Source organism: Rhodanobacter thiooxydans LCS2, from assembly GCF_000264375.1.
GTDB classification, from domain to species: domain Bacteria; phylum Pseudomonadota; class Gammaproteobacteria; order Xanthomonadales; family Rhodanobacteraceae; genus Rhodanobacter; species Rhodanobacter thiooxydans.
Genome location: NZ_AJXW01000022.1, coordinates 63,331 through 87,673 on the forward strand (window position 1 = coordinate 63,331; position 24,343 = coordinate 87,673).

At 62.4% G+C, this 24,343-nt stretch carries 26 protein-coding genes and 1 pseudogene; 21 read left to right on the forward strand and 6 right to left on the reverse strand.

Annotated elements, in window-relative coordinates; genetic code table 11:
- Positions 1–127: 127 nt before the first annotated feature.
- From UUA_RS05470 to UUA_RS05485, 4 genes are all read right to left on the reverse strand, one after another.
- The gene (locus UUA_RS05470) at positions 128–502 is read right to left on the reverse strand and encodes an ArsR/SmtB family transcription factor (protein WP_039953615.1); all 375 of its coding nucleotides are present in this window, start codon (positions 500–502) and stop codon (positions 128–130) included.
- Positions 503–575: 73 nt separating this feature from the next.
- Entirely contained in the window at positions 576–1,088 is a 513-nt protein-coding gene (locus UUA_RS05475; RefSeq protein WP_039953606.1) for an arsenate reductase ArsC, read from the reverse strand.
- A gap of 13 nt (positions 1,089–1,101) precedes the next feature.
- On the reverse strand, positions 1,102–2,190 hold the full coding sequence (arsB, locus tag UUA_RS05480) for an ACR3 family arsenite efflux transporter (RefSeq protein ID WP_008434944.1): 1,089 nt from the start codon (positions 2,188–2,190) through the stop codon (positions 1,102–1,104).
- Positions 2,187–2,696: an arsenate reductase ArsC gene (locus tag UUA_RS05485; RefSeq protein ID WP_039953607.1), complete on the reverse strand. Its 510-nt coding sequence runs from the start codon at positions 2,694–2,696 to the stop codon at positions 2,187–2,189. The genes arsB and UUA_RS05485 overlap by 4 nt, the downstream gene beginning before the upstream one ends.
- Positions 2,697–2,767: 71 nt before the next feature.
- Between UUA_RS05485 and arsH the strand changes: the two genes are divergently transcribed.
- Entirely contained in the window at positions 2,768–3,556 is a 789-nt protein-coding gene (arsH, locus tag UUA_RS05490; protein ID WP_008434948.1) for an arsenical resistance protein ArsH, read from the forward strand.
- A gap of 20 nt (positions 3,557–3,576) precedes the next feature.
- Positions 3,577–3,996, forward strand: a complete 420-nt coding sequence (gene arsC / locus UUA_RS05495) for an arsenate reductase (glutaredoxin) (RefSeq protein WP_008434950.1) — start codon at positions 3,577–3,579, stop codon at positions 3,994–3,996.
- On the opposite strand, the gene UUA_RS18770 is transcribed toward arsC, so the two are convergent.
- Entirely contained in the window at positions 3,997–4,449 is a 453-nt protein-coding gene (locus UUA_RS18770; RefSeq protein WP_008434952.1) for a MerR family transcriptional regulator, read from the reverse strand.
- Between the two features lie 64 nt (positions 4,450–4,513).
- Here UUA_RS18770 and merT point away from each other — a divergent pair, with 64 nt between their 5' ends.
- From merT to UUA_RS05545, 11 genes are all read left to right on the forward strand, one after another.
- The gene (gene merT / locus UUA_RS05505) at positions 4,514–4,894 is read left to right on the forward strand and encodes a mercuric ion transporter MerT (RefSeq protein ID WP_050981808.1); all 381 of its coding nucleotides are present in this window, start codon (positions 4,514–4,516) and stop codon (positions 4,892–4,894) included.
- A gap of 19 nt (positions 4,895–4,913) precedes the next feature.
- Positions 4,914–5,192, forward strand: a complete 279-nt coding sequence (gene merP, locus UUA_RS05510; protein ID WP_008434954.1) for a mercury resistance system periplasmic binding protein MerP — start codon at positions 4,914–4,916, stop codon at positions 5,190–5,192.
- 19 nt (positions 5,193–5,211) lie between these two features.
- Entirely contained in the window at positions 5,212–5,640 is a 429-nt protein-coding gene (gene merC / locus UUA_RS05515) for an organomercurial transporter MerC (protein ID WP_008434956.1), read from the forward strand.
- A 304-nt stretch (positions 5,641–5,944) separates the two neighbouring features.
- Positions 5,945–7,666 carry a mercury(II) reductase gene (merA, locus tag UUA_RS05520; protein WP_008434958.1) on the forward strand — a complete coding sequence of 574 codons (1,722 nt, stop codon included), beginning with the start codon at positions 5,945–5,947 and terminating at the stop codon, positions 7,664–7,666.
- Between the two features lie 122 nt (positions 7,667–7,788).
- A complete protein-coding gene (locus tag UUA_RS05525; protein ID WP_238532995.1) occupies positions 7,789–8,022 on the forward strand; it encodes a heavy-metal-associated domain-containing protein in 234 nt (77 codons plus the stop codon).
- A 58-nt stretch (positions 8,023–8,080) separates the two neighbouring features.
- On the forward strand, positions 8,081–8,227 hold the full coding sequence (locus UUA_RS20380) for a GDCCVxC domain-containing (seleno)protein (RefSeq protein WP_484592869.1): 147 nt from the start codon (positions 8,081–8,083) through the stop codon (positions 8,225–8,227).
- Positions 8,228–8,315: 88 nt separating this feature from the next.
- Entirely contained in the window at positions 8,316–8,705 is a 390-nt protein-coding gene (locus UUA_RS18780; protein ID WP_081491506.1) for a hypothetical protein, read from the forward strand.
- 210 nt (positions 8,706–8,915) lie between these two features.
- Positions 8,916–10,094, forward strand: coding sequence for a TolC family protein (locus tag UUA_RS05530; RefSeq protein WP_008434962.1), 1,179 nt, complete (start codon positions 8,916–8,918; stop codon positions 10,092–10,094).
- Complete coding sequence (locus tag UUA_RS05535; RefSeq protein WP_008434964.1) at positions 10,091–11,188, forward strand: efflux RND transporter periplasmic adaptor subunit; 1,098 nt, start codon at positions 10,091–10,093, stop codon at positions 11,186–11,188. The genes UUA_RS05530 and UUA_RS05535 overlap by 4 nt, the downstream gene beginning before the upstream one ends.
- Positions 11,188–14,322: an efflux RND transporter permease subunit gene (locus UUA_RS05540; RefSeq protein ID WP_039953618.1), complete on the forward strand. Its 3,135-nt coding sequence runs from the start codon at positions 11,188–11,190 to the stop codon at positions 14,320–14,322. The genes UUA_RS05535 and UUA_RS05540 overlap by 1 nt, the downstream gene beginning before the upstream one ends.
- A complete protein-coding gene (locus tag UUA_RS05545) occupies positions 14,319–14,642 on the forward strand; it encodes a P-II family nitrogen regulator (RefSeq protein WP_008434966.1) in 324 nt (107 codons plus the stop codon). Before UUA_RS05540 ends, UUA_RS05545 begins: the two co-directional genes overlap by 4 nt.
- Before the next feature lie 112 nt (positions 14,643–14,754).
- Here UUA_RS05545 and cadR read toward each other — a convergent pair whose 3' ends face one another.
- Entirely contained in the window at positions 14,755–15,189 is a 435-nt protein-coding gene (gene cadR, locus UUA_RS05550) for a Cd(II)/Pb(II)-responsive transcriptional regulator (protein WP_008434968.1), read from the reverse strand.
- 85 nt (positions 15,190–15,274) lie between these two features.
- Between cadR and UUA_RS05555 the strand changes: the two genes are divergently transcribed.
- The 8 genes and pseudogenes from UUA_RS05555 to UUA_RS05590 all read left to right on the forward strand — a co-directional run bounded on the left by UUA_RS05555 (position 15,275) and on the right by UUA_RS05590 (position 24,314).
- Positions 15,275–17,680, forward strand: a complete 2,406-nt coding sequence (locus tag UUA_RS05555) for a heavy metal translocating P-type ATPase (protein ID WP_008434970.1) — start codon at positions 15,275–15,277, stop codon at positions 17,678–17,680.
- Complete coding sequence (gene lspA / locus UUA_RS05560; RefSeq protein WP_008434972.1) at positions 17,677–18,741, forward strand: signal peptidase II; 1,065 nt, start codon at positions 17,677–17,679, stop codon at positions 18,739–18,741. Before UUA_RS05555 ends, lspA begins: the two co-directional genes overlap by 4 nt.
- A 148-nt stretch (positions 18,742–18,889) precedes the next feature.
- Positions 18,890–19,276: pseudogene (locus UUA_RS05565) on the forward strand (cation efflux transmembrane domain-containing protein); the annotation flags it as partial.
- A complete protein-coding gene (locus UUA_RS05570) occupies positions 19,276–20,178 on the forward strand; it encodes a cation diffusion facilitator family transporter (RefSeq protein ID WP_008434974.1) in 903 nt (300 codons plus the stop codon). The pseudogene UUA_RS05565 and the gene UUA_RS05570, both read left to right, overlap by 1 nt.
- Before the next feature lie 260 nt (positions 20,179–20,438).
- On the forward strand, positions 20,439–21,344 hold the full coding sequence (locus UUA_RS05575; RefSeq protein ID WP_039953610.1) for a LysR family transcriptional regulator: 906 nt from the start codon (positions 20,439–20,441) through the stop codon (positions 21,342–21,344).
- 42 nt (positions 21,345–21,386) lie between these two features.
- Positions 21,387–21,632, forward strand: a complete 246-nt coding sequence (locus UUA_RS05580) for an EexN family lipoprotein (protein ID WP_008434979.1) — start codon at positions 21,387–21,389, stop codon at positions 21,630–21,632.
- 220 nt (positions 21,633–21,852) lie between these two features.
- A complete protein-coding gene (locus UUA_RS05585) occupies positions 21,853–23,850 on the forward strand; it encodes a conjugal transfer protein TraG (protein ID WP_008434980.1) in 1,998 nt (665 codons plus the stop codon).
- Positions 23,847–24,314 carry a CopG family transcriptional regulator gene (locus UUA_RS05590; protein WP_008434981.1) on the forward strand — a complete coding sequence of 156 codons (468 nt, stop codon included), beginning with the start codon at positions 23,847–23,849 and terminating at the stop codon, positions 24,312–24,314. The genes UUA_RS05585 and UUA_RS05590 overlap by 4 nt, the downstream gene beginning before the upstream one ends.
- Positions 24,315–24,343: the final 29 nt, after the last annotated feature.

Genomic DNA, 24,343 nt, shown 5'->3' on the forward strand with positions numbered 1-24,343 from the left:
CCACGGCGTCCACCGATTCTGTAGCTGGAACCGGTGTGCCGCAGGAGGGCCAGTCGCTAACTGACGTCACCCAAAGGTTGATGTTGCTCAGCCGACTGCAATCGAAGCAATTACCGAGTCCCGATTGTTAGAGCGACGACGTTCGACGTTTACGACTCGGTGGGTTGGCAGCGACTAGTGGTTTGCACGAACTCTTACCGACTCCGCAGCTACCGTCGGTCTGGCTGCAGCAATGATCCGTGAGATAGCCAATCAGATCGTTCATCGCCTCGATCACGGGGGCGTAGTAGATGAAACGTCCACTCTGCTGGCTGGTCACAAGACCGGCGTGCGACAGCTCTTTCAGATGAAAGGAGAGTGTGGCGTTGGGCAAGCCCAACTTTTCGGCGATCGCACTGGCGGCCAAGCCGTCCGGGGCGTGCTCGATCAACAGCCGATAAACCGCCAACCGCGACTCCTGAGCGAGCGCCGAAAGGATCGTGAGGACTTGTTTGGTCTGCATGGTGCGGGTGGCCGTCTCAGCACGGTGTACGGTGATCTTCGTGGGCAGTGTAATGCTTGCACTCATCACTGGATCAGCCGGCCGTATCGTTGCTGGATGCCTTTCCGATCGCATCGAGCCGACTTGATAGCGCGAGCCGATCCAGGGCCGTCACGTTCAAATTGAGTAACAGGCTGATTCGTTGTTGTAGAAGATTTCGGGCCAGCACAAAGGCTTTGTAAACAGTGGCCTCATCGCCTTGCGCCTTCGCAGGATCGGGAATGCTCCAGTGCGCGGTGATGGGCGCACCCGGCCACGCGGGGCAAACTTCGCCGGCCACTTGGTCGCACACGGTGATCACGAAATCCATCACGGGAGCCTCCAGTGTCGTGAACTCCGCCCAGCTCTTGCTGCGCAACCCGTCAATGGGAAGGTCCACGGCCTTGAGCACGTCCAGCGTCTGGGGGTAGATGAACCCTTTGGGCTGGCTTCCGGCGCTGTAGCCTTGAAAGCGATCGCGGCCAAAATGATGGACGGTCGCCTCGGCCAGAATGCTGCGCGCCGAGTTGCCAGTGCACACGAACAACACGTTGTAGTGACCTTGCATGAGGATGCTCCGATCAAGCCTGCGGTGATTCATACCAACGCTTGCTGCCGTTGACGATGCGAACCACCGACAACATCACCGGCACTTCGATCAGGACGCCAACCACGGTGGCTAGCGCGGCGCCGGAGTGCACGCCGAACAGACCCACCGCGGTGGCGACGGCCAACTCGAAGAAGTTGCTGGCACCGATCAGCGCCGAAGGGCCGGCCACGCAATGGGGCACCCCGAATCGACGGTTGAGCCAGTAAGCCAGTCCGGAGTTGAAATACACCTGGATCAGGATCGGCACGGCCAGCATGGCGATGACCAACGGCTGGGCAAGGATCTGTTGGCCCTGGAACCCGAACAAAAGCACCAAGGTCGCCAGCAGTGCGAACAAGGATGCCGGCCCCAGGTGCTGAAGCAGTTTCTGCAGTTGCGCCTCGCCGCCCCGGGAAAGTACCCAGCGGCGAAGGGCGATGCTGATGACCACGGGCACTACGATGTAGAGCAGCACTGACAGCAGCAATGTGTTCCAGGGCACCGTGATTGAAGAAATCCCCAGCAGCAGCGCGACGATGGGTGCGAACGCCACCACCATGATGGCGTCGTTCAAGGCGACCTGACTCAGTGTGAAGTTGGGCTCGCCGCCGCACAGGTTGCTCCAGACAAACACCATCGCCGTGCACGGTGCCGCAGCCAGCAGGATCAGGCCGGCAATGTAGGAGTCGAGCTGTGCGGCAGGCAGGTAGCCGGCGAAGACATGGCGGATGAATATCCATCCCAGCAGTGCCATCGAGAACGGTTTCACCGCCCAGTTGATAAAGAGCGTGACACCGATACCTTTCCACTGACGGCGCACGCCGCCAAGCGCGCTGAAGTCGATCTTCAGCAGCATCGGGATGATCATCAGCCAGATGAGGATCGCTACCGGCAGGTTGACCTGAGCGACTTGCATGTTCCCAAGGGATTCAAAGGTGTCAGGCAACCAGTGGCCCAAGGTCGTGCCCACCACGATGCACAGCAAGACCCAGAGCGTGAGGTAGCGTTCGAAGAAGCCGATGCGGTTGCCCTCCACCGTACCCGGATCGACATCAACCGCGTCTGCAGGCAACAGGCTCATACGTGCTCCTCTTCAGCGTCAGTGATGGTGCCGATGTGATCCAGTGCCCGCTTCAACTCGTCCTGACTCAACGTTTCCACCGGCAGGTTCAGCAGCGCGGTGATTCGGTAAAGCACGAGCGTATGGGCACGCCGGAAGGCCTCGGTCGCGGCGCCGGCACCCTGGACAGCCGCTGGATCGGGCAGGCCCCAGTGGGCCTTCACGAAATCGCCGAACAGTACCGGGCACGTCTCATTCGCGGCGTTGTCGCAGACGGTTATCACGATATCCAGTGGCGGCGCACCTTCCTCGGTAAAGCGATCCCAGGACTTGCTGCTAAGACCTTCGGTGGAGATGTCGAGGGCTTTGAGTTCCTCGATCGCATAGGGGTTCACATGGCCGGTCGGCTGACTGCCGGCGCTAAAGGCTTCGAAACGGCCTTTGCCCAGATGGTTGAGGGTCGCTTCGGACAAGATGCTGCGAGCGGAATTGCCGGTACAAATGAATAGAACGCGACACGGGTTCATGACAGCCTCGGCTTGGATTCTATATTTCCATAATGATAGAATCATCAAATCAAAGCAACAGGAATCTCTTCATGACCATGCAGGATCTGCCCCATATTGCGGCCGATGTTTTGGATACCCCGACCTTGGCCAAATTGGCGCTGCCGGCAGACTCCAGTCACCCGCCGCGCATCCTGCTCCTATACGGCTCCCTGCGCCCCCAGTCGTTCAGTCGCAAGCTGGCGTTGGAGGCCGAGCGCATCCTGCGGCAGTTCGGCGCCGAGACGCGCGTGTTCGATCCGCACGAGCTGCCGATCCTGGACAGCGTGCCGGCCAATCACCCAAAGGTGCAGGAGCTGCGCGCGCTTTCTTTGTGGTCAGAAGGTCAGGTCTGGGTGAGTCCAGAACGCCATGGCTCGGTGACCGGCGTGTTCAAGAACCAGATCGACTGGCTGCCGCTGGAAGACGGCAGCGTGCGACCGACGCAGGGTCGCACCCTCGCCGTGATGCAGGTCAGTGGCGGATCGCAATCCTTCAATGTCGTGAACGCGTTGCGCGTGCTCGGTCGCTGGATGCGCATGGTGACCATCCCGAACCAGTCATCCGTCGCCAAGGCCTGGCAGGAGTTCGACGACACCGGTCGTATGAAGCCGTCGCCGTTCTATGATCGTGTCGTGGACGTGATGGAGGAGTTGTTCAAGTTCACGCTGATGGTGCGTGATCGCAGCGACTATCTGACCGACCGCTATAGCGAACGCAAAGGTGCGGCCAAAGCACGTGCCCTGTCTGTCGCCGCCGGCGTAGTAGAGGTGGCTAAACCTCAGCTGGCCCCAGCTATACAGCCCGCCAAAGCCAGTTGCTGTGCCAGCGGAACCTGCTGACCATGAACACAAACGCACCGATGACCGCCACGATCTACCACAACCCTGATTGCGGCACCTCACGCAATGCGCTGGCTTTGATCCGGCATGCCGGTGTCGAGCCGACCGTGATCGAATATCTCAAAACGCCTTCGAGCCGCGAACAACTGGTCATGCCTATCGACGAAGCCATGCTCAAGCCGCGCGAGGCCCTGCGTGAGAAGGGAACGCCCTTCGCCGAGCTAGGACTGGACGCCCCCGGAATCACCGATGACACCCTCATCGATGCCATGTTGAAGCATCCGATTCTGATCAATCGTCCCTTCGTCGTGACGACCCTGGGTACACGGCTATGCCGTCCCTCAGAGGTGGTGCTCGACATTCTGCCGCCGGTGACGCGCCCATTCGCCAAGGAAGACGGCGAAGTCGTGATCGATGCCAATGGCAAGGGGGGTCTCTGATCAGGTCGTGTGATTTACAGCTTCGGTCAGTGTTGCGTGCGGTTTGGGCACACGATCTTCTTGTCTTAGAAAATCCAGTGTCGGGCAGCGCCCGCCACGCGGAGCACATGCACAGTGGTCAGCGAGCTGCACGAGCTCGACTTCCAGTTGCTTCAGGTTTTCCAGTTTGCGGCGCACATCCAAGAGCTTGTATTCGGTCAAGCGGCGTGTCTGCTCGCAGGCGCGTCTACCTGTGAGTTGCAACAGCCCGGCAATCTCATCGAGCGTGAAGCCCATGCTCTTGGCGCGGCGGATGAATTGCAGTCGCGCCACGTCCGGCGGCCCGTAACGACGCACGCCGCCCAGCGGCCGCAAGGGCTCTTGCAGCAAACCGATACGTTGGTAATAGCGCACGGTCTCGATGTGCACATCGGCGGCCGAGGCCAGTCGACCGATGGTGAGGGTGGCGGGCATGCTTGACTCCGTAGTCGGGTACGGAGGTTAGTATGCGCGCATGAAGACGATACCTGCCAAACCCATGTTCGATGCCGCGATTGCGGAAAACACCCAAGGCAGCAAAAAAACTGGCTCTGGCGCTCTTCTGGCCGGGGGTGTCACCGCACTACTGGCGTCGACCTGTTGCCTTGGTCCGCTGGTCTTGGTCGCCCTTGGGTTCAGTGGCGCCTGGATCGGCAACCTGACCGTGCTTGAGCCGTACCGCCCGTACTTTATTGGCGCAGCGCTGATCGCGATGGTCTTCGCCTGGCGACGCATCTACCGGCCTGCGACGGCGTGCGCGCCTGGTGACGTCTGCGCTGTGCCGCAGGTCAGGACCACCTACAAAGTCTTGTTCTGGATCGTCGCAGCCCTGGTGCTCGTGGCGCTGACCTTCCCCTATCTCGCCCCGCTGTTTTACTGACCCGCCGGAGGATCCACCCATGAAGAAACTTGCCACTCTCATCGTCCTTGCCACCGCCATTTCCGCGCCTGCCTGGGCGGCTACGAAGACCGCCACCCTGTCGGTGTCCGGTATGACGTGTGCCGCGTGTCCCATCACCGTCAAGAAAGCGCTGTCCAAGGTTCCCGGTGTCGAAAAGACCGAGATCCTGTTCGACAAGAAGGAAGCCGTTGTGACCTTCGATGACGCCAAGACCAGCATCCAGGCACTCGTCAGCGCCACGACGGATGCGGGCTACCCCTCCACCGTCAAGCACTGAAGCGTCCAAGGCCATTCCCATGTCCCTTCCTAATCCTCTTACGCGCACGGCCGACAAAGCCGGCGTGATCGGTGCCATCGTCACGGCGATGGGCTGCGCGGCGTGCTTTCCCGCCCTCGCCAGCCTGGGTGCCGCCATCGGGCTGGGCTTTTTGAGCCAGTACGAGGGCGTGTTCATCCGTTACCTGCTGCCGCTGTTCGCCGTCCTCGCCTTGCTGGCCAACGTGATCGGCGGACTTCGTCATCGGCAATGGCCACGTATGGTCCTTGGCATGATCGGTCCCGTCCTGGTGCTGGCGGCCGCCTTGCTCATGAGCACCATGGGGTTGCCCACGGCGTGGTTGCTCTATCCCGGTCTGGTGTTGATGGTCGCGGTATCGATCTGGGATCTGGTATCCCCGCCGGGGAGAAGTCACGGCGGAGCGAGCCGAGACCGCACCTGCTGCTGAGTGGCCGCCATGACCTTCGGCTGGCAGGGACCTTGGATCGAGCCCGCGAATAGCCAACGGTCAGGCTCCTTGGCAATACATCCGGAGATGAAACACATGAAGGTGTGGCTGATTGCCAAGAAAACCGACCTCATCACAGCGGCGATCGTCATCGGCATCGTGTTTCTGTTGATCGTCGTAGTGCCCTATTGCTGCTGATCGGGCCATGCCGCGACTGCGATGTTGGTATGACCTTTCTATCGATTCAACGGTGTGCCGCTCGGCTCGAAACCGAAGCGGCACACCCCTATTTGCCAGGAACATCATGAACGAACAAACCCTTTCCGTGACCGGCATGACGTGCGCGGATTGTGCTCGGCATGTCGAAAAGGCGCTCAAGACGCTCACCGACATCGTCGCGGCCGACGTCGCCTACCCGCAAGGCGTGGCGCACATCCGCAGCATCCAGCCCTTGAGTCTGGATCAACTCAACGCGACCTTGCCGAAAAACTACCGCGTCGCCGCAGCTCCGGCATCGCACGCCGACACACCCGCGGCCAAGCCGTCCAGGCTCAACCAGGCGCTGGACTCGTTGGGCGGTCTGTTCAAGCCTCGCAGCGATGTCGACACCAAGCCCACCGATGCCGAGCAGCGTCTGCGTGTCGCTGTCATCGGCACCGGCGGCGCGGCCATGGCTTCGGCACTGAAGGCCGCGGAACTCGGCGCTCACGTGACGATCATCGAGCGCGGCACTATCGGCGGCACCTGCGTCAATATCGGCTGCGTGCCCTCAAAGATCATGATCCGTGCCGCGCACGTGGCGCACTTGCGCCGAACCAGTCCGTTCGATGACGGCATCTCCAGTACGGCGCCGGTGGTTCGGCGTGACCGACTGCTCGCCCAACAGCAAGGTCGTGTCGACGAACTGCGCCACGCCAAGTACGAGGGCATTCTCGACACCAGCCCCAACATCCAGCTGCTGCGTGGCGAAGCGCGTTTCAAGGACGCACGCACGCTGGTCGTCAAGTCGACGGCGGGGGATGAATCGGAGGTGTCCTTCGATCGCTGCCTGGTCGCTACGGGTGCCAGCGCAGCGGTTCCGCCCATCCCGGGCTTGAAGGAAACCCCGTATTGGACATCCACGGAGGCACTGGTCAGCGGCACCATTCCGCCACGGCTCGCTGTCATCGGCTCGTCGGTGGTTGCGGTGGAGCTGGCGCAAGCGTTTGCCCGGTTGGGCAGTCACGTGACGATCCTGGCGCGCAGTACGCTGTTTTTCCGTGAAGATCCAGCCATTGGTGAGGCCATCACGACGGCGTTCCGCGCCGAAGGCATTGAGGTGTTGGAGCACACGCAAGCGAGCCAGATCGCATATACGAACGGTGAATTCGTGCTCACCACCGGGCACGGCGAAGTGCGTGCCGATCGACTGCTCGTCGCGACCGGCCGCACTGCCAATACGCGCGGTCTCGCGCTGGATGCCGCGGGTATTGCCGTCAATGCCCAGAACGCCATCGTGATCGACCGCGGCATGCGAACCAGCACACCGGACATCTACGCCGCAGGTGATTGCACCGACCAGCCGCAGTTCGTCTACGTGGCGGCCGCCGCCGGTACGCGTGCCGCCATCAACATGACCGGTGGTGAAGCGGTGCTGGACTTGACCACGATGCCAGCGGTGGTGTTCACCGAGCCCCAAGTCGCAACCGTGGGCCTAAGCGAAGGGGAGGCTCACCTGAAAGGTATCGAGACCGATAGCCGCACGCTTTCACTGGACAATGTGCCGCGGGCGCTCGTCAACTTCGACACCCACGGGTTCATCAAGCTCGTCGCGGAGGCCGGCAGCGGCCGGCTCATCGGGGTGCAGGCGGTCACGCCAGAAGCAGGCGAGATCATCCAGGCCGCCGCACTTGCCATCCGGTCACACATGACGGTGCTGGAGCTCGCCGACCAGTTGTTCCCGTACCTGACGATGGTCGAGGGCCTGAAGCTGGCGGCGCAGACCTTCACCAAGGATGTAAAACAGCTGTCGTGCTGCGCGGGATAGCCGAAAGGAAGGTAGAACCATGAGTTGTTGCAGCCTGCCAGTGGTCGAGTGCGTTGTTTGCGGTGCCTGGATTCCTTACGACTCGGTGTTCGCGTTTGAGGACGGACAGGATTCTGAACCGGTTGAAGCACGGCATGCCGCGCTGCCGTCCTGAAGCCGCGTTCCTTCAACGAGGAACGCGGCAAGGCGAGTATCGAAGCGAGGCGACCGTGCCCGGTGTGGCGCACACGGAGATCGATCTCAAGACCGCCACGGTCACCGTGACGTTCGATGCGGATCACACCAGTGTGCCGATGCTGGCGCGCACGATCACCGATGCCGGCTTCCCGGCCGTGGCGGCGGCTCGTGGCGGCTGAGCCGATCCTGCAGAGCACGCTGACCTGTCCGCATTGCGGTCACCAGGTCGCCTAGACCATGCCGACCGACGCCTGCCAGTTTTTCTACGACTGTCCTGGCTGCGGCAAATTGTTGCAGCCCAAACCGGGCGACTGTTGCGTGTTCTGTTCCTGGGGCAGCGTACCGTGCCCACCGATCCAGCAGCAGGGGTCCTGCTGCGGATAGGTGCCACGCGTACCGTGGAGGCGGCAGCGACGTGTTATGCCCGAAAGTGAGATTGTCTAACAACGCGGCTGCCATATAGGATCAGCTGATGTTCTCGCCCGTTCCATCGCTGTTGACCCGCCTGCGCCGCCATCGCGGCCTGTGGGTGCTGGCCGTGGCTGTGATGCTGATTAAGCTGGTCAGCGGATCGATCTGCGTGGCCGATGGACCGGGGGCGCGATTCGCTTCGGCGACCGCTGCTGCCCCGACCACCTTGTTGGCTGATACCGCCGTCAGTACGGTATCGGCTGACGATGCAAACCCCTGTCTTCTGGGTGAAGGGCGCAGTTGTCATTGTGCCTGTGCGCATTCGGTGACATTGCCGGCCAGCACGCCGCTTCCCATCGCCATGATGGAAGCACGTTTCGCACCGCTCACTTTCCATTCGGGATTCACGCCGGCCACGACCGGTTCGCTGTTACGCCCTCCCATCGCCTGAACCACTCCGTTTCGTGATGAACCGCCTGTGCGGTTCGTCGCTTCGTGACCGTTTTCAGGAGATGGCTTCATGTCTGTTTTACGTTCGGTGCCGATCGGCGCCGTGTGTCTGTTGTATGCGGCGATGCTCAGTGCCGCCCCCGTATCCCATCCTTCCTCACCGGTAGCTTCCCCGCCGACATCGTTGGCGACGTCTCCATTGCAGGAGGCGGTGCGCCGTATCTGGCAAGCCAGCCCCGAGGTGCAGGCCGCGCGGGCAGACCTTGATGCTGCCCAAGCCCGTGCGCGTGCCGCTGCGCAGCCGCTGTACAACCCCTCACTGTCGCTCGATGCGGAGGATGCCGACACCAATCGGCGCACGGCCGGCATCAGCCTGCCGCTGGATCTGTCCGGCAAGCGTCGTGCCCGGGCCAGCCAGGGTGAGGCCGAACTGCTTGCTGCCGAGGCGGGCTACAACGTGCTGCGTCGTGACGTCGCCGCCCGCTGGTTGAAGGCGTGGTCGACGGCCGCGCTCGCGGCCCGACAGAGTGAACTGGGCCAGCGTCGTCTTGTGCTGATGCAACGCTTCGATGACCTGGCCGCCCAGCGACTCAAGGTCGGTGACATCAGCAGTCCCGAACGCGATCTGGCCGGTCTGGCACTCGGCGAGGCGCAGGTGCAGCAAGCCACGCTCGCCGGTAACGAAGCGGCAGCTCGTGCGGCATTGCTGGCCATCAGTGGCGATCAACCCACGGCCCTGCCGCCGCTGCCCAACGGCCTGTCACCAGCGACGGACAGTGTGATGCCGTTGCCCGTCGACGAGTTGCCTGAACTGCGTCAGGCCCGCGCTCAGCAAGCAAGCGCCGAGGCGGGTGTGCAGGTCGCGCGCCGTGCACGCATTCCCGATCCGACACTCAGCCTGACCGGTGGCCAGGTGCGCAGTGGGCCGCGTACCGATCAGGTGATCGGCGTGAGCGTATCCATTCCGTTGCCCGTGCTCAACACCGGTCGTGCCGAAGTGGATGCTGCCCGGGCGGAGGCCGACGCGGCCGCCGCCGGCGTGCGTTCGCGCGAGTTTGTGCTGCGCGCGGGATTGCAGGAAGCGCAAGCCCGCTACGCCGCCCTGCGCGGTGCAGCCGAAGCGTTTCGCAGCGGCCGTGCCGCGGCTTTCGAGGATCGCACCACGTTGCTTGAAAAGCTCTGGCGTGCCGGCGAAATAAGCACCTCCGATTACCTCGTGCAGCTCAAGCAAAGTCTCGACACCGCGTTGTCCGGCCAGGAACTGGAAAGCCAGACCTGGCAGACCTGGTTCGACTACCTCACCGCTGCGGGCCGTCTGACCGACTGGCTCGATGGCCGCACCCAGAACGGTCCTACTCAGGACGGCCTTAATCAGGATATCCCCCGATGAATCTCTCCCTTTTGAAACGCAGCCTGCAGGGCATGGCGCTGCTCGCTGCGCTGGCTGGCCCTGTAGTGGCTCAGGAACCGGCTCCCACCAATCCGCTCGCGTTGGATGCCAAAGCGATCAAGGACGCCGGCATTGTCCTCGACAAGGCCGCTCCACGTGCGCTGACGGATGAGTTGAAAGCCCCCGGCGAAGTGAAGGCCGATGCCTATTCCACGGTACTGGTGTCGCCGCGGGTGGAATCGCAAGTGCTCGCCCGCAAGGCCCGGCTTGGCGACGTCGTGAAGGCTGGCCAGCCGTTGGTGGTGCTCTCCAGCGTCGAGGTGGCCGCCACGCAAGGTGCGTTGATCGTCGCCGAACAGGATTGGCAACGGATCGCGTCGCTCGGGCCACAGGCCGTGTCGGCCCGGCGCTACAACGAGGCGAAAGTGCAACGCGACCAGGCCCGCGCCAAGTTGCGCGCCTACGGTTTGTCCGACGGTCAGATCGGCGGATTGCTGCGCAAGGGATCGGCTGGTGCGGACGGCAGTTTCGAGCTGCTCGCGCCAGCCGGTGGTCGGGTGACTACCGATGAATTTCTGGTCGGTGAGCGAGTGGAGCCGGGCCGCACCTTGTTCACCCTGGTCAAGGAAGACTCGGTCTGGGTCGTCGCGCAGATGGCACCGGCCGATGCCGAACGGGTCAAGCCCGATGCCGATGTCCGCATCCTCGTGCATGACACCGCGATACCCGGCAAGGTCGTCCAGCGCTCGCATCAGACCGATGAGCGCACCCGCACGGTGCCCGTGCGCATCGAAGTCGACAACCGCCAGGACCTGTTGCATCCGGGCGAACTGGTCGAGGCGCGCATCGCCGTGGGTAGCGCCTCGCAAAAGCTCGCGGTACCTGCCGAAGCGATCGTGCTGTTGCAGAATCAGCCGACCGTGTTTCTCGCCAAAGGCAAGGGCCAGTTTGAGCCGGCACCCGTGATGGTCGGCGACACGCGCGATGGCTGGACGGTGGTCACCCAGGGCCTCAAGGCCGGCGACAGCTACGTGCGCAAGGGTGCTTTCGCCCTGAAGGCCCGTTTGCTGCGCTCGCAGTTGGGAGAAGAATGATGCTGGAACGTCTGGTTGAATTCTCCCTGCGCTACAAGGTGCTGGTGCTGATCGCCTTCGTGGTGATCGGCTTTCTAGGCTTCCAGGCCGTGCGCCAGCTGCCCATCGACGCATTTCCCGACGTCACGCCGGTACAGGTCAACGTGTACACCGAGGCGTCGGGCCTGGCGGCCGAGGACGTGGAGCAACTGCTGACCACGCCGGTGGAATCGGCGCTGGCCGGCCTGCCCAAGGTGGAACAGATCCGCTCGGTGAGCCTGTTCGGGCTGTCCTTTGTGTCGGTGTACTTCGACGACAGCATGGACATCTACTTTGCCCGCCAACTGGTCAACGAACGCCTGCAGCAGGTGGGCGATCGCCTGCCGGCGGGTTACGGCAAACCGGAGATGGGCCCGAACACGTCCGGTCTCGGTCAGGTGTTCTGGTACACCGTCGAGCGCGCCGACAATACGATGAAAGGTGCCACGGCGGGTACCGCACCGAACGACATGGACCTGCGCACGCTGCAGGACTGGACCATCCGCCTGATCCTGCGTACCGCGCCCGGCGTCGACGACGTCACCTCCTGGGGCGGACAGGAGAAGCAGTTCCAGGTGCGCATCGATCCGATGAAACTGATCGCGCACAAACTCGGCTTCAAGGAGGTGATCGAGGCACTGCAGGCGAACAATGCGCAGGTCGGCGGCAATTTCGTCGATGTGGGACGCGAGCAGTATCTGGTGCGCGGACTGGGCTTGATCCAGAACGCGAAGGATCTGGGCAACATCGTCCTCAAGACCGAAGACGGCACACCGGTCTACGTGCGTGACGTAGCCACGATCACCGAAGCGGGCGCACCACGTACCGGTGCGGTGACGCGCGACGGCAAGGAAGTGGTATTGGGCATGGCGTTGGCGCGTATCGGCGAGAACGCCAAGAGCGTGGTCGATGCGGTCAAGGCCAAGCTCGATACGGTCAAACAGTCCCTGCCGGCGGGCGTGGTGGTCAAGCCGGTGTACGAGCGCACCGATCTGGTCAACGCGGCTGTGGGAACTGCGGTGCGGGCGTTGATCGAAGGTTCGATCTTGGTTGCGATCATTCTGTTCCTGTTCCTGGGTGAGTTCCGTAGTGCGCTGGTGGTGGTCGTGGCCTTGCCGTTGGCGATGCTGATTGCCTTCATCTGCATGAATCAGGCCGGGCTGTCGGCCAATCTGATGTCGCTGGCGGGCCTGGCGATCGGCATCGGCATGATGGTGGATGGGGCGGTGGTGATGGTGGAGAACGCCTACCGCATCATGGCCGAGCGCAAGGCGCATGGGGGCCCGGTGGATCGAACTTCGGCCGTGCTGGCAGCCGCCCGCGAGGTCGCCAACCCGATGGCGTTTGCGATCGGAATCATCATCGTGGTGTTCCTGCCGCTGTTCAGCCTGCAAGGGCTGGAAGGCAAGATGTTCAAGCCGATGGCATTCAACATCAGCTTCGCCATGGCCGGTTCGTTGATCCTCGCGCTGACCCTGATCCCGGTGCTGGCCGCCTTGGTGTTGAAACCGAAGGAGGAGAAGGACACGTGGCTGGTCGCGTTCCTGAAACGCCACTACGCCACGGTGCTCGCCTGGGCGTTGGCGCGGCGCAAGCTCGTGTTGGGCATTGCCACCGGGGCCTTGGTCGGCAGCCTTGCGCTGTTCCCGTTCCTGGGCAAGGAGTTCATGCCCAACCTGAAAGAGGGCGCCATCATGTGGCGGATTACCTCGATTCCGTCTGCGTCGCTAGATGAATCCATTCGCATCTCCAAGCAAGTATCGGCGCTGGTCAAGCAAAAGTTTCCCGAGGTCGAGACCACGCTGGCGATGATCGGCCGCGCCGAGAAAGGCGAGACCGCCGACGTGAACTACATGGAGGTGTACACGCCGCTGAAACCGAAGGATCAATGGCGCAAGGGCGAGACGTTGGAAAGCATTGAGGAAGCGATGCAGAAGGAGTTGTCAGCTGCCTTGCCCACCGCCGTGGTGAGCTATACCCAGCCGATCCAGATGCGCATCGAGGAGTTGATCTCGGGCGTGCGGGCCACGTTGGCGTTGAAGATCTACGGCGATGATCTGGGCGAGCTCGATCGGCTCAGTAGCCGCATCAAGAACGTGCTGGCTGGTGTACCCGGCGTGGCGGATCTGGCGTTGGAGGCGAACATCGGCAAGCCGCAGATCCGCATCCAGGTGGACCGCGATGCGCTGGCCCGTTACGGCCTCAATGCCGACGATGTGCTGACCGTGGTGAAGAACGGCATCGGCGGCGAGCCGGTGACGACGCTGCTCGACGGCGTGAAACGCTTCGACATCGCGGTGCGGCTGGACGATGCCGACAAGGCCTCGTTGCCGGCGATCCAGCGCATTCCGATCCGCACCGCCAGCGGCGCGCTGGTGCAGCTGTCACAGGTGGCCGAGGTCAGTGATGCCGAAGGCTATTCGTTCATTCGTCGCGAGCAGTTGCAACGCTACGCGGTGATCCAGATGGACGTGCGCGGCCGCGACATCGACGGCTTCGTCAAGGACGCCAATGCCGCGATCGCGCAGCAGGTGAAGTTGCCGACGGGCTACTACAGCGAATGGGGTGGCGCGTTCGAGAACCAGCAGCGGGCATTGAAGCGCTTGTCGCTGATCGTGCCGGCGACGATTTTCTTCATCTTCGTGCTGCTCTACACCGCCTTCAATTCGGTGAAGTACGCCGCGCTGATCCTGGCCAATGTGCCGTTTGCCACCATCGGCGGCATCGTCGGGCTGGCGATCACCGGGCAATACCTGTCGGTGCCCTCGGCGATCGGCTTTATCGCGGTGTTCGGTGTAGCGATGCTGAACGGCATCGTGCTGGTGAGCTTCTTGAACGAGCAACGAGAGAAAGGGCTGCCTGTCCGGGAGGCGGTGATTCGCGGCACGGCGCTGCGCATGCGACCGGTGATGATGACCGCGAGCGTGGCGATCCTGGGTCTGGTGCCGATGCTGCTCTCCAGCGGCGTCGGTGCGGAAACTCAGCGTCCGCTCGCCACCGTGGTGGTCGGCGGTCTGATCACCTCAACCCTGCTGACGCTGGTACTGCTGCCGGTGCTCTACGACTGGATCGAAGAACGCGCCGCACGGCGCCTGGCCAAGGAGAACACCCCATGAAAGAAGTGAAGGCATTCATCCACCGCGGCCGCGTGGTCGACGTCATCCACGCCTTGGAGGACGGTGGATTCCATTACCTGTCTTTCAGCGATGTCAAAGGCCAGTTGACTGCGCTCAGTGCCCAGGAACAGAGCTATTCGATAGAACTGGGAGAACGCGTGACCAGGCAGATCAAGCTGGAGGTGTTCTGCGAAGACGACCAGGCAGAGCGTGCCGTGCAACTGATTCGGTTGCACGGGCGCACCGGTCAGAGCGTGGCCGGCTGGGTCTACCAGAGCACGATGGATCGGGCGTGGCCGATCGACGGCCAAGTGGGCTGACGGTGATGGGCGGGGTCATTCTCCGCCCGTCATTCACGATGTCATGTCATAACACCGCGGTGCTCGCGTAAGGTGATCGCCGTACGGGAGACTTCACTAAGCCCTAGCTTGCTCAGACGTTTGAGTGTTCGGCACTTACAACATGACAATTGCAATTGATCAACCCTCGCAAAATGCCACACGCCTGCACAGGTCGAGCACCTGAACACTGTTCGCGCAGAGCGAGCAGGTGTTGCCTCAGCTGCAACAACGCTTCCACACGCACTTCCACTTGTTGGAGATGCGTGTCCAGCAGCACATTGACCTCGCCACAATCCAGCGTCGGGTTGTCTCTCATCTCTAGCAGCGCCCGGATCTCACGAAGCGTCATATCGAGCGAACGGCAACGGCGGATGAACTGTAAACGCTCGACATGTACATCACCGTACAACCGGAAGTTGCCGGCGCTTCGCGCTGGCTTCGGCAGTAGCCCTTCCTTCTCGTAGTAGCGGATGGTCACGATCTCGCATCCGGCGCGCTTGGCGAGGTCGCCAATTCTCATTTCCATGCCTCTATCTGCAGCTATCGCTTGACTCTATAGTGACTATAGAGAATTAAATGGGAACCGGATAGGTGATTTAAAGGAGTCATCCATGAGCGAAAGTACTTCAAGGGCGCGTGGATGTCCGGCTGGGCCGAGCATCCAACCCGCGACACCAGCCACGCTGGTAACCGCAACAACTCAAGCGGTGTATCGCATTGCCAACATGGATTGCCCCACAGAGGAGGCGCTGATCCGGAGCAAGCTAGCTGGGCTGGCAGGTGTGGCAGGCCTTGAATTCAACCTGATGCGGCGCACTTTGGTCGTTCGGCACGAGCTGCCTTCATTGTCTCCCGTTGAGCAGGCACTAACCGCCATCGGCATGCAAGCCGTGCGCATGGATCAGGTTTCGGCCGAGCAGACAACCAAGCTGTCCATTGCCAAAATGGATTGCCCCACGGAAGAGGCGTTGATCCGCAACAAGCTCGGCACAGTGGCCGGGGTTGCCGATCTCGATTTCAACCTGATGCAGCGCACGCTGTCGGTACGCCATGCTGACCAAGCTCTACCTGACGTGCTCGCGGCACTGCAAACGCTTGGATTCGAGGCGCAGGTGATGGACGCAGCAGAGGCCGCATCGCCAACCGTTTCCCCTGTGATCACACCGACCAACTGGTGGCCGCTGGGCATTTCCTTTGTAACGGCATCGGCGGCTGAGGCGGTCTACTGGCTCAACGACGGCAATCATTGGTCGGTCGTCGTTCTGGCGCTCGTCGCGGTCTTCACGGGCGGCCTCTCCACCTACAAGAAGGGTTGGATCGCACTCAAGAACCGTAACCTCAACATGAACGCCCTGATGTCGATTGCCGTCACGGGTGCCATGTTGATCGGTCACTGGCCCGAAGCGGCGATGGTGATGGTGCTGTTCGCGCTGGCCGAAGTGATCGAAGCTAAGTCGTTGGATCGTGCCCGCAACGCCATCCGTGGCCTGCTCGACCTGACACCGGAACAGGCCACAGTGCAACAGGCTGACGGCACATGGCGAGAGGTGGGCGCAAAGCAAATCGCCATCGGCAGCCGTGTCCGGGTCAAGCCGGGTGAGCGCATCGCCCTTGATGGCGAAGTGCTGGAAGGCCGCTCTACAGTCAACCAAGCCCCGATCACGGGCGAAAGCCTCCCGGTCGAAAAATCCCCCGGTGATCCGGTGTTCGCAGGCACGATCAACGAATCCGGGTCATTTGAATATCGCGTCACCGCTGTGACCAGCAACTCCACATTGGCCCGCATCATTCACGCGGTAGAGGCTGCTCAGGGGAGCCGTGCGCCGACCCAGCGTTTTGTCGATCAGTTCGCCCGCTGGTATACGCCCATCGTGTTCGCCCTAGCCATCGCCGTCGCGTTGCTGCCCCCGCTTCTTATGGGCGCGGCCTGGCTCGACTGGATCTATCGTGCACTGGTTCTGCTGGTTGTCGCCTGCCCGTGTGCGCTGGTCATTTCGACTCCGGTCAGCATTGTCAGCGGCTTGGCCTCTGCCGCCCGCCACGGCATTCTCATCAAGGGCGGTGTCTATCTGGAAGCTGGCCGCAAGCTGCGCTGGCTGGCTCTGGACAAGACCGGCACGATCACACACGGCAAGCCAGCCCAGACCGATTTTGTCCCATGGGGCAATGCACTCGCCGCAGACAGCCGCAGCATCGCTGCCAGTTTGGCGGCCCGCTCCGACCATCCTGTATCCAAGGCGGTGGCACAGGCTGCACAGACGGAAGCAATTGCCCTGCTCGACGTGGCCGAGTTCAGCGCGCTGCCCGGTCGGGGTGTGCAAGGCCAAATCAACGGTGAGACTTACCATCTGGGCAACCACCGGATGCTCGAAGAGCTGGGGCAGTGCACACCAGAGCTGGAACAGCGCATCGCGGCACTGGAGACCGCAGGCAAGACCGTCGTGATGTTGGTCGGCGCAAAGGAGGTGCATGCCTTATTCGCCGTAGCGGACACCATTAAGGACAGCAGCAGGAACGCCATCGCCGAGCTGCATGCACTGGGCATCAACACCATGATGCTGACCGGCGACAACCCCCATACGGCACAGGCCATTGCCGCACAAGCCGGAATCGACCGTGCACAAGGCAACCTGCTCCCAGAAGACAAACTGCGCGAAGTTGAGCAACTGGCCCAAAGCGGCAAGGTTGGCATGGTCGGTGATGGCATCAACGATGCCCCGGCCTTGGCGCGTGCGGACATCGGCTTTGCCATGGGGGCGGCTGGCACAGATACCGCCATCGAGACCGCCGACGTGGCCCTGATGGACGACAACCTGCGCAAGATACCGACGTTCGTGCGCCTGTCGCGTGCGACGGCGCAGGTGCTGATGCAAAACATTGTGCTGGCCCTTGGTATCAAGGCAGTATTTCTGGTGCTCACCTTCACGGGTCACGCGACCATGTGGATGGCTGTGTTTGCTGATATGGGGGCCAGCTTGCTCGTCGTTGGCAATGGCTTGAGGCTGTTGCGCCGATGAGCTGGAAATTCTTTCTCTATGACTGGGGTGGCCTGAACATCGCGTTGTTTCAAGCCATCAACACGGGTACGCCCGCCGCGCTGGGGCCGCTGGCGTGGTTCTTCAGCCTCGTGGGAAGTTACTGGACAGCGCCACTGATGATGCTGGGGCTGTGGTGGTGGTCGAAGTCGGCCACCGACCCGGCGCGTGGCGTGGCCGTTCTGCACCGCCTTATTGGTTTTAGCGTGGCCTTCTCGCTGGCTTTACTGGCCGCCACCGTCGTGAAGCTATGGCTCGACTTTCCACGCCCGTCTGCCGTTCTTGGCGACCTGGTGCGCGTCGTCGGGGACATCGAGCGTCACTACAGCCTACCCAGCGGGCATGCCACCTATGCCGCGCTGGTGGTCGGCGCGCTCTGGCCTTTGATGGGCCGCCGTGGCCGCATCGGCTTGGTGCTGTACGCCGTGCTGGTTGGCTGGTCGCGTATCGCGGCCGGAATGCACTTTCCAGCCGACGTGCTGGCAGGGTGGGGGCTTGGGTTGAGTTGCACGGTGCTCACCGGGCGGTTGCTGCCGCTGGCCGCCACTGTGTGGCAATGGGCTCGCCCCACATCGACTTGGATCTGGTTCGCAGTGGCCGCCAGTGCTGTCATGACCGATCAACTCGCGAAGTTCACCATCACCCGCACGTTTGCCTACGGTGAACAGGTCGAAGTCACGCCCTTCTTCAACCTCGTCCATGTCCTGAATCCTGGCGCGGCATTCAGCTTTCTGGCGAACGCTGGCGGCTGGCAACGTTACTTTTTCATCACGCTGGGTCTGGTCGTTTCTGCTTGGCTGGGACGCATGCTGCGCCTGCAACTGCCACGTCTCGAAGCGGCGGGCTACAGCCTGATCCTTGGTGGTGCGCTCGGCAATGTCGCAGATCGCGTGTTGCGTGGACAGGTTGTTGATTTCCTCGACTTCCATTGGCGGCTCACGCATTGGCCCGCGTTCAACTTGGCAGACGTGGCAATTTTCCTGGGGGCGTTCTGTCTGATTTATGCCGCCATGAGTCGAAAAGCCGTCATCAAGTCGAGTTGACGACTTCCTGTTATCCCGTCGCCAGCAAATTTTCTAACGATTTGTTGGTGACCGTGTTCAATGTGCGAGCGGCTCAATGCCCGAAACTGTTCGGCTTTCTCAGGGAGAATCATCATGAGATACCCAGCCTGCATGGAAACACCTCCCCAAGGTAGCGCTGCTCAAGGGCGCCTTGATTCTCGGGGCTGCGGTAGCCGTTGCCATCCAGGTCGGCTGGCGCCTCGCGCATCCGGACGTGCCGATCTTCGAGGCAATCGGTCTCGCCGGGGTGATCAACCTGGCCTTCAACGGTATTTGCCTGTGGCTGCTGACGCCCTACCGTCATGGCGATGTGAACATGGCCTCGGCGTGGGAATGCTCGCGCAATGACGTGTTCGAGGGTATCGCCGTACTGGCGGCGGCTACTGGCGTCGGCCTGTTCAGCGCAGGGTGGCCCGATTTGCTGGTTGCGTCAGCGTTGTTGCTGATGTTTCTACGCTCGGCCTGGCGGGTGTTCCGCATGGCGTGGCGCAACTACACGAACGGAGACAAATAATGAGTACCGGGCACGATCATGTGGGTACGGAGGTCAAGCACGAGACGCCGCTGTGGTGGGCACTCGGCCTGACCAGTATGTTCCTTGTCGCCGAGATCATCGGCGGCCTGCTTACCAACAGCTTGGCCTTGTTATCGGACGCGGCGCACATGGCCACCGATGTGATCGCGCTGACAATTTCGTTGACCGCCGTGCGCCTGGCCCGACGCCCCCCCGACGCGAAACGCACCTATGGTTACGCGCGCATGGAAGCCATCGGCGCACTCGTCAACGGTGGCCTGCTGTTCCTGGTCGCCGGCTACATCCTGTGGGAGGCGGTGCGGCGCTTCAGCGAACCGCCGTCGGTGGCTTCCACCGGCATGCTGGTGATCGCGGTGCTGGGGCTGGTGATCAATCTCATCTCGATGCGATTGCTCAAGGCCGGCAGCGGTGAAAGCCTCAATGTGAAAGGTGCGTATCTGGAAGTTTGGGCCGACATGCTCGGTTCGGTCGGTGTGATCGTCGCCGCGTTGATCATCAAGTTCACCGGCTTCTACATCGCCGATCCGATCATCGCGGTACTGATTGGTCTGTGGGTCCTGCCGCGAACCTGGATATTGTTGCGGGAGGCCGGCAACGTGCTGATGGAAGGTGCGCCTCGAGGCATTGACACCGAGCAGGTCCGCGCTGCGTTGTTGGCCGCGCCGGGCGTGGCGGCACTGCACGATCTGCATCTCTGGGCGCTTAGCAGTACCAGGTCGGCCCTGGCGGCCCATGTGGTCGCCGGGGAAGATGCGTCCGACGGGGATGCATTGCGAGTACAGCTGGAGCAACTGCTCGAGGTACGTTTTGAGATCCATCATGTGACGCTGCAAATCGAAGCCACGCCTTGCGGGCCGGGATGCGAAACGCGGGTCAGATGACGGCGGTACCGTCAGGTGGGTGGCTTGGAACAGCCGAAGGTCTCAGCCGGACACGACGGTACCGATCCACCCGATGAGAGGTGCCATGGCTTGACGAGCGCCGTCGCGGCGACGCGTGCTCCCACGCTTCGCGAAGAATGCGGACGGACTCCCTGAGCACCAAAACCATCTTTTTTCGCAGCAGGACCAGTATTTTTACACGGCCGCCTGGACGGCTATTTCGAACTCAATAGATCGGGGCACCCTTAGGAGATAGTTCGGTGGAATTTCGTCATATGCGCCGCTTTCTAGCCGTCGCCGAAGAACTCCACTTTGCTCGCGCGGCGGAACGACTTCATATCGAGCAGTCGCCGCTGTCGCGCGCGATCAAGGAACTCGAATCCGATCTGGGCGTGCAATTGTTCGAGCGCACCACGCGCAGCACGCGCCTGACTTGGGCCGGTCAGGTTTTTCTCGAAGACGTGCGCCACGTCTTTGCCGCACTCGACCAAGCCCGGGTCAATGTGAAGGCGGCAGCGAAAGGCTACCACGGCAAGCTGCGCATCGCGGTGTCTGACGGTATCGTCCCGTCACGCCTGGCGGCGCTCCTGGCCCAATGCCGTGCTGAGGAGCCGGAAGTGGAAACCCGTTTGTTCCAGACGCCGTTCGCGCAGCAGGTCAAGGGACTGCGCAGCGATCTTTACGATGTGGGCTTTGCTCAATCCGATGAGGTGGGCGATGGCATCCTCGCCGAGCCGGTGTGGCACGATCCGCTGGTAGCCGCCGTGCCGGCGCGCCATCCGCTGCTGATACACAAGCGCATTCCGCTGGAGGACGTACTGCGCTATCCGCTGGTGCTCTGTCACCCCGAAGCCTGTGAAGGCTGTGCACGGCAGATCGGACGCGTGCTGCGCACCGTAGATGCCGAGCCGATCGTGATCGATCGCGTAACGACGCGCGACATGCTGATCACACTGGTTGCGGCCGGCTACGGCATCGGTCTCATCAGCGCGACCCACATCGATGACTTTCGCCATCCCGAGGTCGTCGTGCGACCGTTGGCCGGCCGTGCCGTCATGTTGACGACGTATCTGTTGCAGCCGGACGGTGAGCCGTCAGAGCCATTGCGTCATTTCATTGAACGGGTTAGATCCGATCAAGCCCCTTTGCCAGGCAACAAACCGTAAAGCACCTCGATGACCTAGCCTCACGTCGCAGGAGAAAGCTCTATGAACAAGATCAGAGTGGTGTTGATGACTGCCATGCTTGCGGCCTGCAGCAGGGCCGCGCCCACCGATGCGGTGGATTCGTTGGTGGCGCATCCCGACCAATTGCGTGCAGTCGAGCAGCAGTGCGCGAACGACTACGCCAAGATGGGCGCGGACGAATGCAATGCTGCTTCTGAAGCGCGGCATCGCTTGTTCATGGGCAACGGCCCGCAGTACACCCCACCCAAGAAGGCGCCAAAGTTCTGAATTGCTGTCAGGACGACAGGTGATGTTGTTGTGTTGCTTGCTACGCCGTCGTGCGCGCGCAAATCCTGTGACGCGCTGTACATTTCCCCTGCAGGAAATCTTGTTTTTTCGATCATTTTTATCGCCATAACGGTCTTTGACCGATACTGGCCACGGCACCGAAGCTCTCGGTCATGCGGCGCGTTTTGCCGCAGACGTAAGGAGCAAGTCGGGGGCCGGCATGAACGGAGCAAGTGTGCTGTTCGGCCAGATACTGGTGGTGATCAGTATCGTGGTCGCGGGAACATGGGCTGCGACCCAATGGACCGCCGCACACTTGGGCTATCAACTACGCCTCGGCGCGCCCTGGTTCGACCTGCTTGGTATTCCTTTCTATCACCCCTGGCGGCTGTTCGAGTGGTGGTACTGGTACGACGCTTATGCGCCGCGCCTGTTCCTCAAGGGCGGTGCCATCGCCGCGATGAGCGGCTTCACTGCCGCGTTCGTCGCCATCGGCATGTCGGTATGGCGCGCGCGGCAGTCACGGCGCGTCACCACTTACGGCTCGGCGCGCTGGGCCGATGCGAAGGAAATCCACAAGGCTGGATTGACCGGCGCCGCTGGCGTCTTTCTCGGCCTCCATCGTGATCGCTACCTGCGGCACAACGGCCCCGAGCATGTCCTGACCTTCGCGCCGACGCGCTCGGGCAAGGGCGTGGGCCTGGTGGTGCCGACGCTACTCACTTGGCCGGCCTCGGTCGTGGTCCACGACATCAAGGGCGAGAACTGGCAGCTCACCGCCGGCTGGCGCGCGCGCTTCTCGCACTGCCTGCTGTTCAACCCTACCGAAGCGCGCTCCGCTGCCTACAACCCGCTGCTGGAAGTACGGCGCGGCGTGCATGAAGTGCGTGACGTGCAGAACATCGCCGACATCCTCGTTGATCCCGAAGGCGCGCTGGAGCGGCGCAACCATTGGGAGAAGACCAGTCACGCGCTGCTGGTCGGCGCGATCCTGCACGTGCTGTATGCGGGCGCCGACAAGACGCTGCGCGGCGTCGCCAACTTCCTCTCCGATCCGGCGTGTCCGTTCGAGTTGACGCTGCACCGGATGATGACGACGAGGCACCTGGCTGAGGCGCCACATCCAGTCGTCGCATCTGCGGCGCGCGAGGTGCTCAACAAGAGCGACAACGAGCGTTCGGGCGTGCTGTCTACCGCCATGTCGTTCCTGGGTCTCTACCGCGATCCCACGGTGGCCGAAGTCACCGCGCGTTGCGATTGGCGCATCGCCGACCTGATCTCGGCCGAGCACCCGGTATCGCTGTACCTGGTCGTGCCGCCATCTGACATCAGCCGCACGAAGCCACTGATCCGGCTGATCCTCAACCAGATCGGCCGACGGCTCACCGAATCGCTGGACGGCTCGGACGGTATCGCGCGCAAACATCGTCTGCTGCTGATGCTCGATGAATTTCCGGCGCTTGGCCGGCTCGACTTCTTCGAGTCGGCGTTGGCGTTCATGGCCGGCTACGGCATTCGCAGCTTCCTGATTGCGCAGAGCCTCAACCAGATCGACAAGGCGTATGGCGTCAATCACTCGATCCTGGACAACTGCCATGTGCGCGTGACGTTCGCCACCAACGACGAACGTACCGCCAAGCGCATCTCCGAGACGCTGGGCACCGCAACCGAGCTGCGCGCACAACGCAACTATGCCGGCCATCGCTTGGCACCTTGGCTTGGGCATCTGATGGTGTCGCGCCAGGAGACCGCACGCCCGTTGTTGACGCCCGGCGAGGTGATGCAGCTCCCACCCGACGATGCCGTAGTGATGGTCTCTGGCCATGCGCCGATCCGTGCGAAGAAACTGCGCTACTACGCCGATGCCAATTTCAAGCGCCGCGTGCTTGCGCCGCCGGTGTTGGCGATCGGCTCTTATATAGATGTACCGACGCGGCGCGCTGACGACTGGAGCGCACTGCCCATTCCCATGATGCCGAGTGTGCCTGCCGCAACGATCACGCTGCCTGATGGCGCGACCGGCGACGGCGGCCCGCGGCGCCAACCCGGGCTGGCCGACGAGGTGATCTATGCCCCGACGTCCGACGGGGTGGCCGACGACCTGACGATGCTTGATGACGATGACCTGCCATTGCCGGTTCCCGTCCAGCTCGATCCACGCCTGCAACGTACGGCGCGGCTGGCCACGCTCGATCCGGCGGACGGGATACCGCTATGAGCCAATACCGTCTCAATCTCTTCATTACGTCCGAGCACGCCCGCCGACTCGACGAGCTGGCCACCAAGAAGGGCGTCTCGAAGTCGTCCATCGTCGCGGCGGCGCTGGCATCCTGGCTATCGCCCGATGCGGGCGACCAGCGCGAGGCCGCGATCGCCAAGCGGCTGGACCGGCTCACGCGCCAGTTCGAGCGCCTGGAGCGCGACCAGTCCATCCAGATCGAGACGCTGGCGCTGTTCATTCGTTACTTCCTGACCGTGAGTACCCCGGTGCCGGAGGCGCATCAGGATGCGGCACGCGCTCAAGGCAAGGCGCGTTTCGCGCAGTTCATCGAACAGCTTGGCCGCCATCTGCTGCGCGGACACAGCCTCGTGCGTGAGCTGGTGGAGGAAATCCAGCCCGACACGGTGCGGCGTGAGGCCGCGGCCGATGCGGACGCGCCGGCACCGGGGGCGGTGCCATGAGCGCGCAGCCGCACGACCTGTTGACGCCG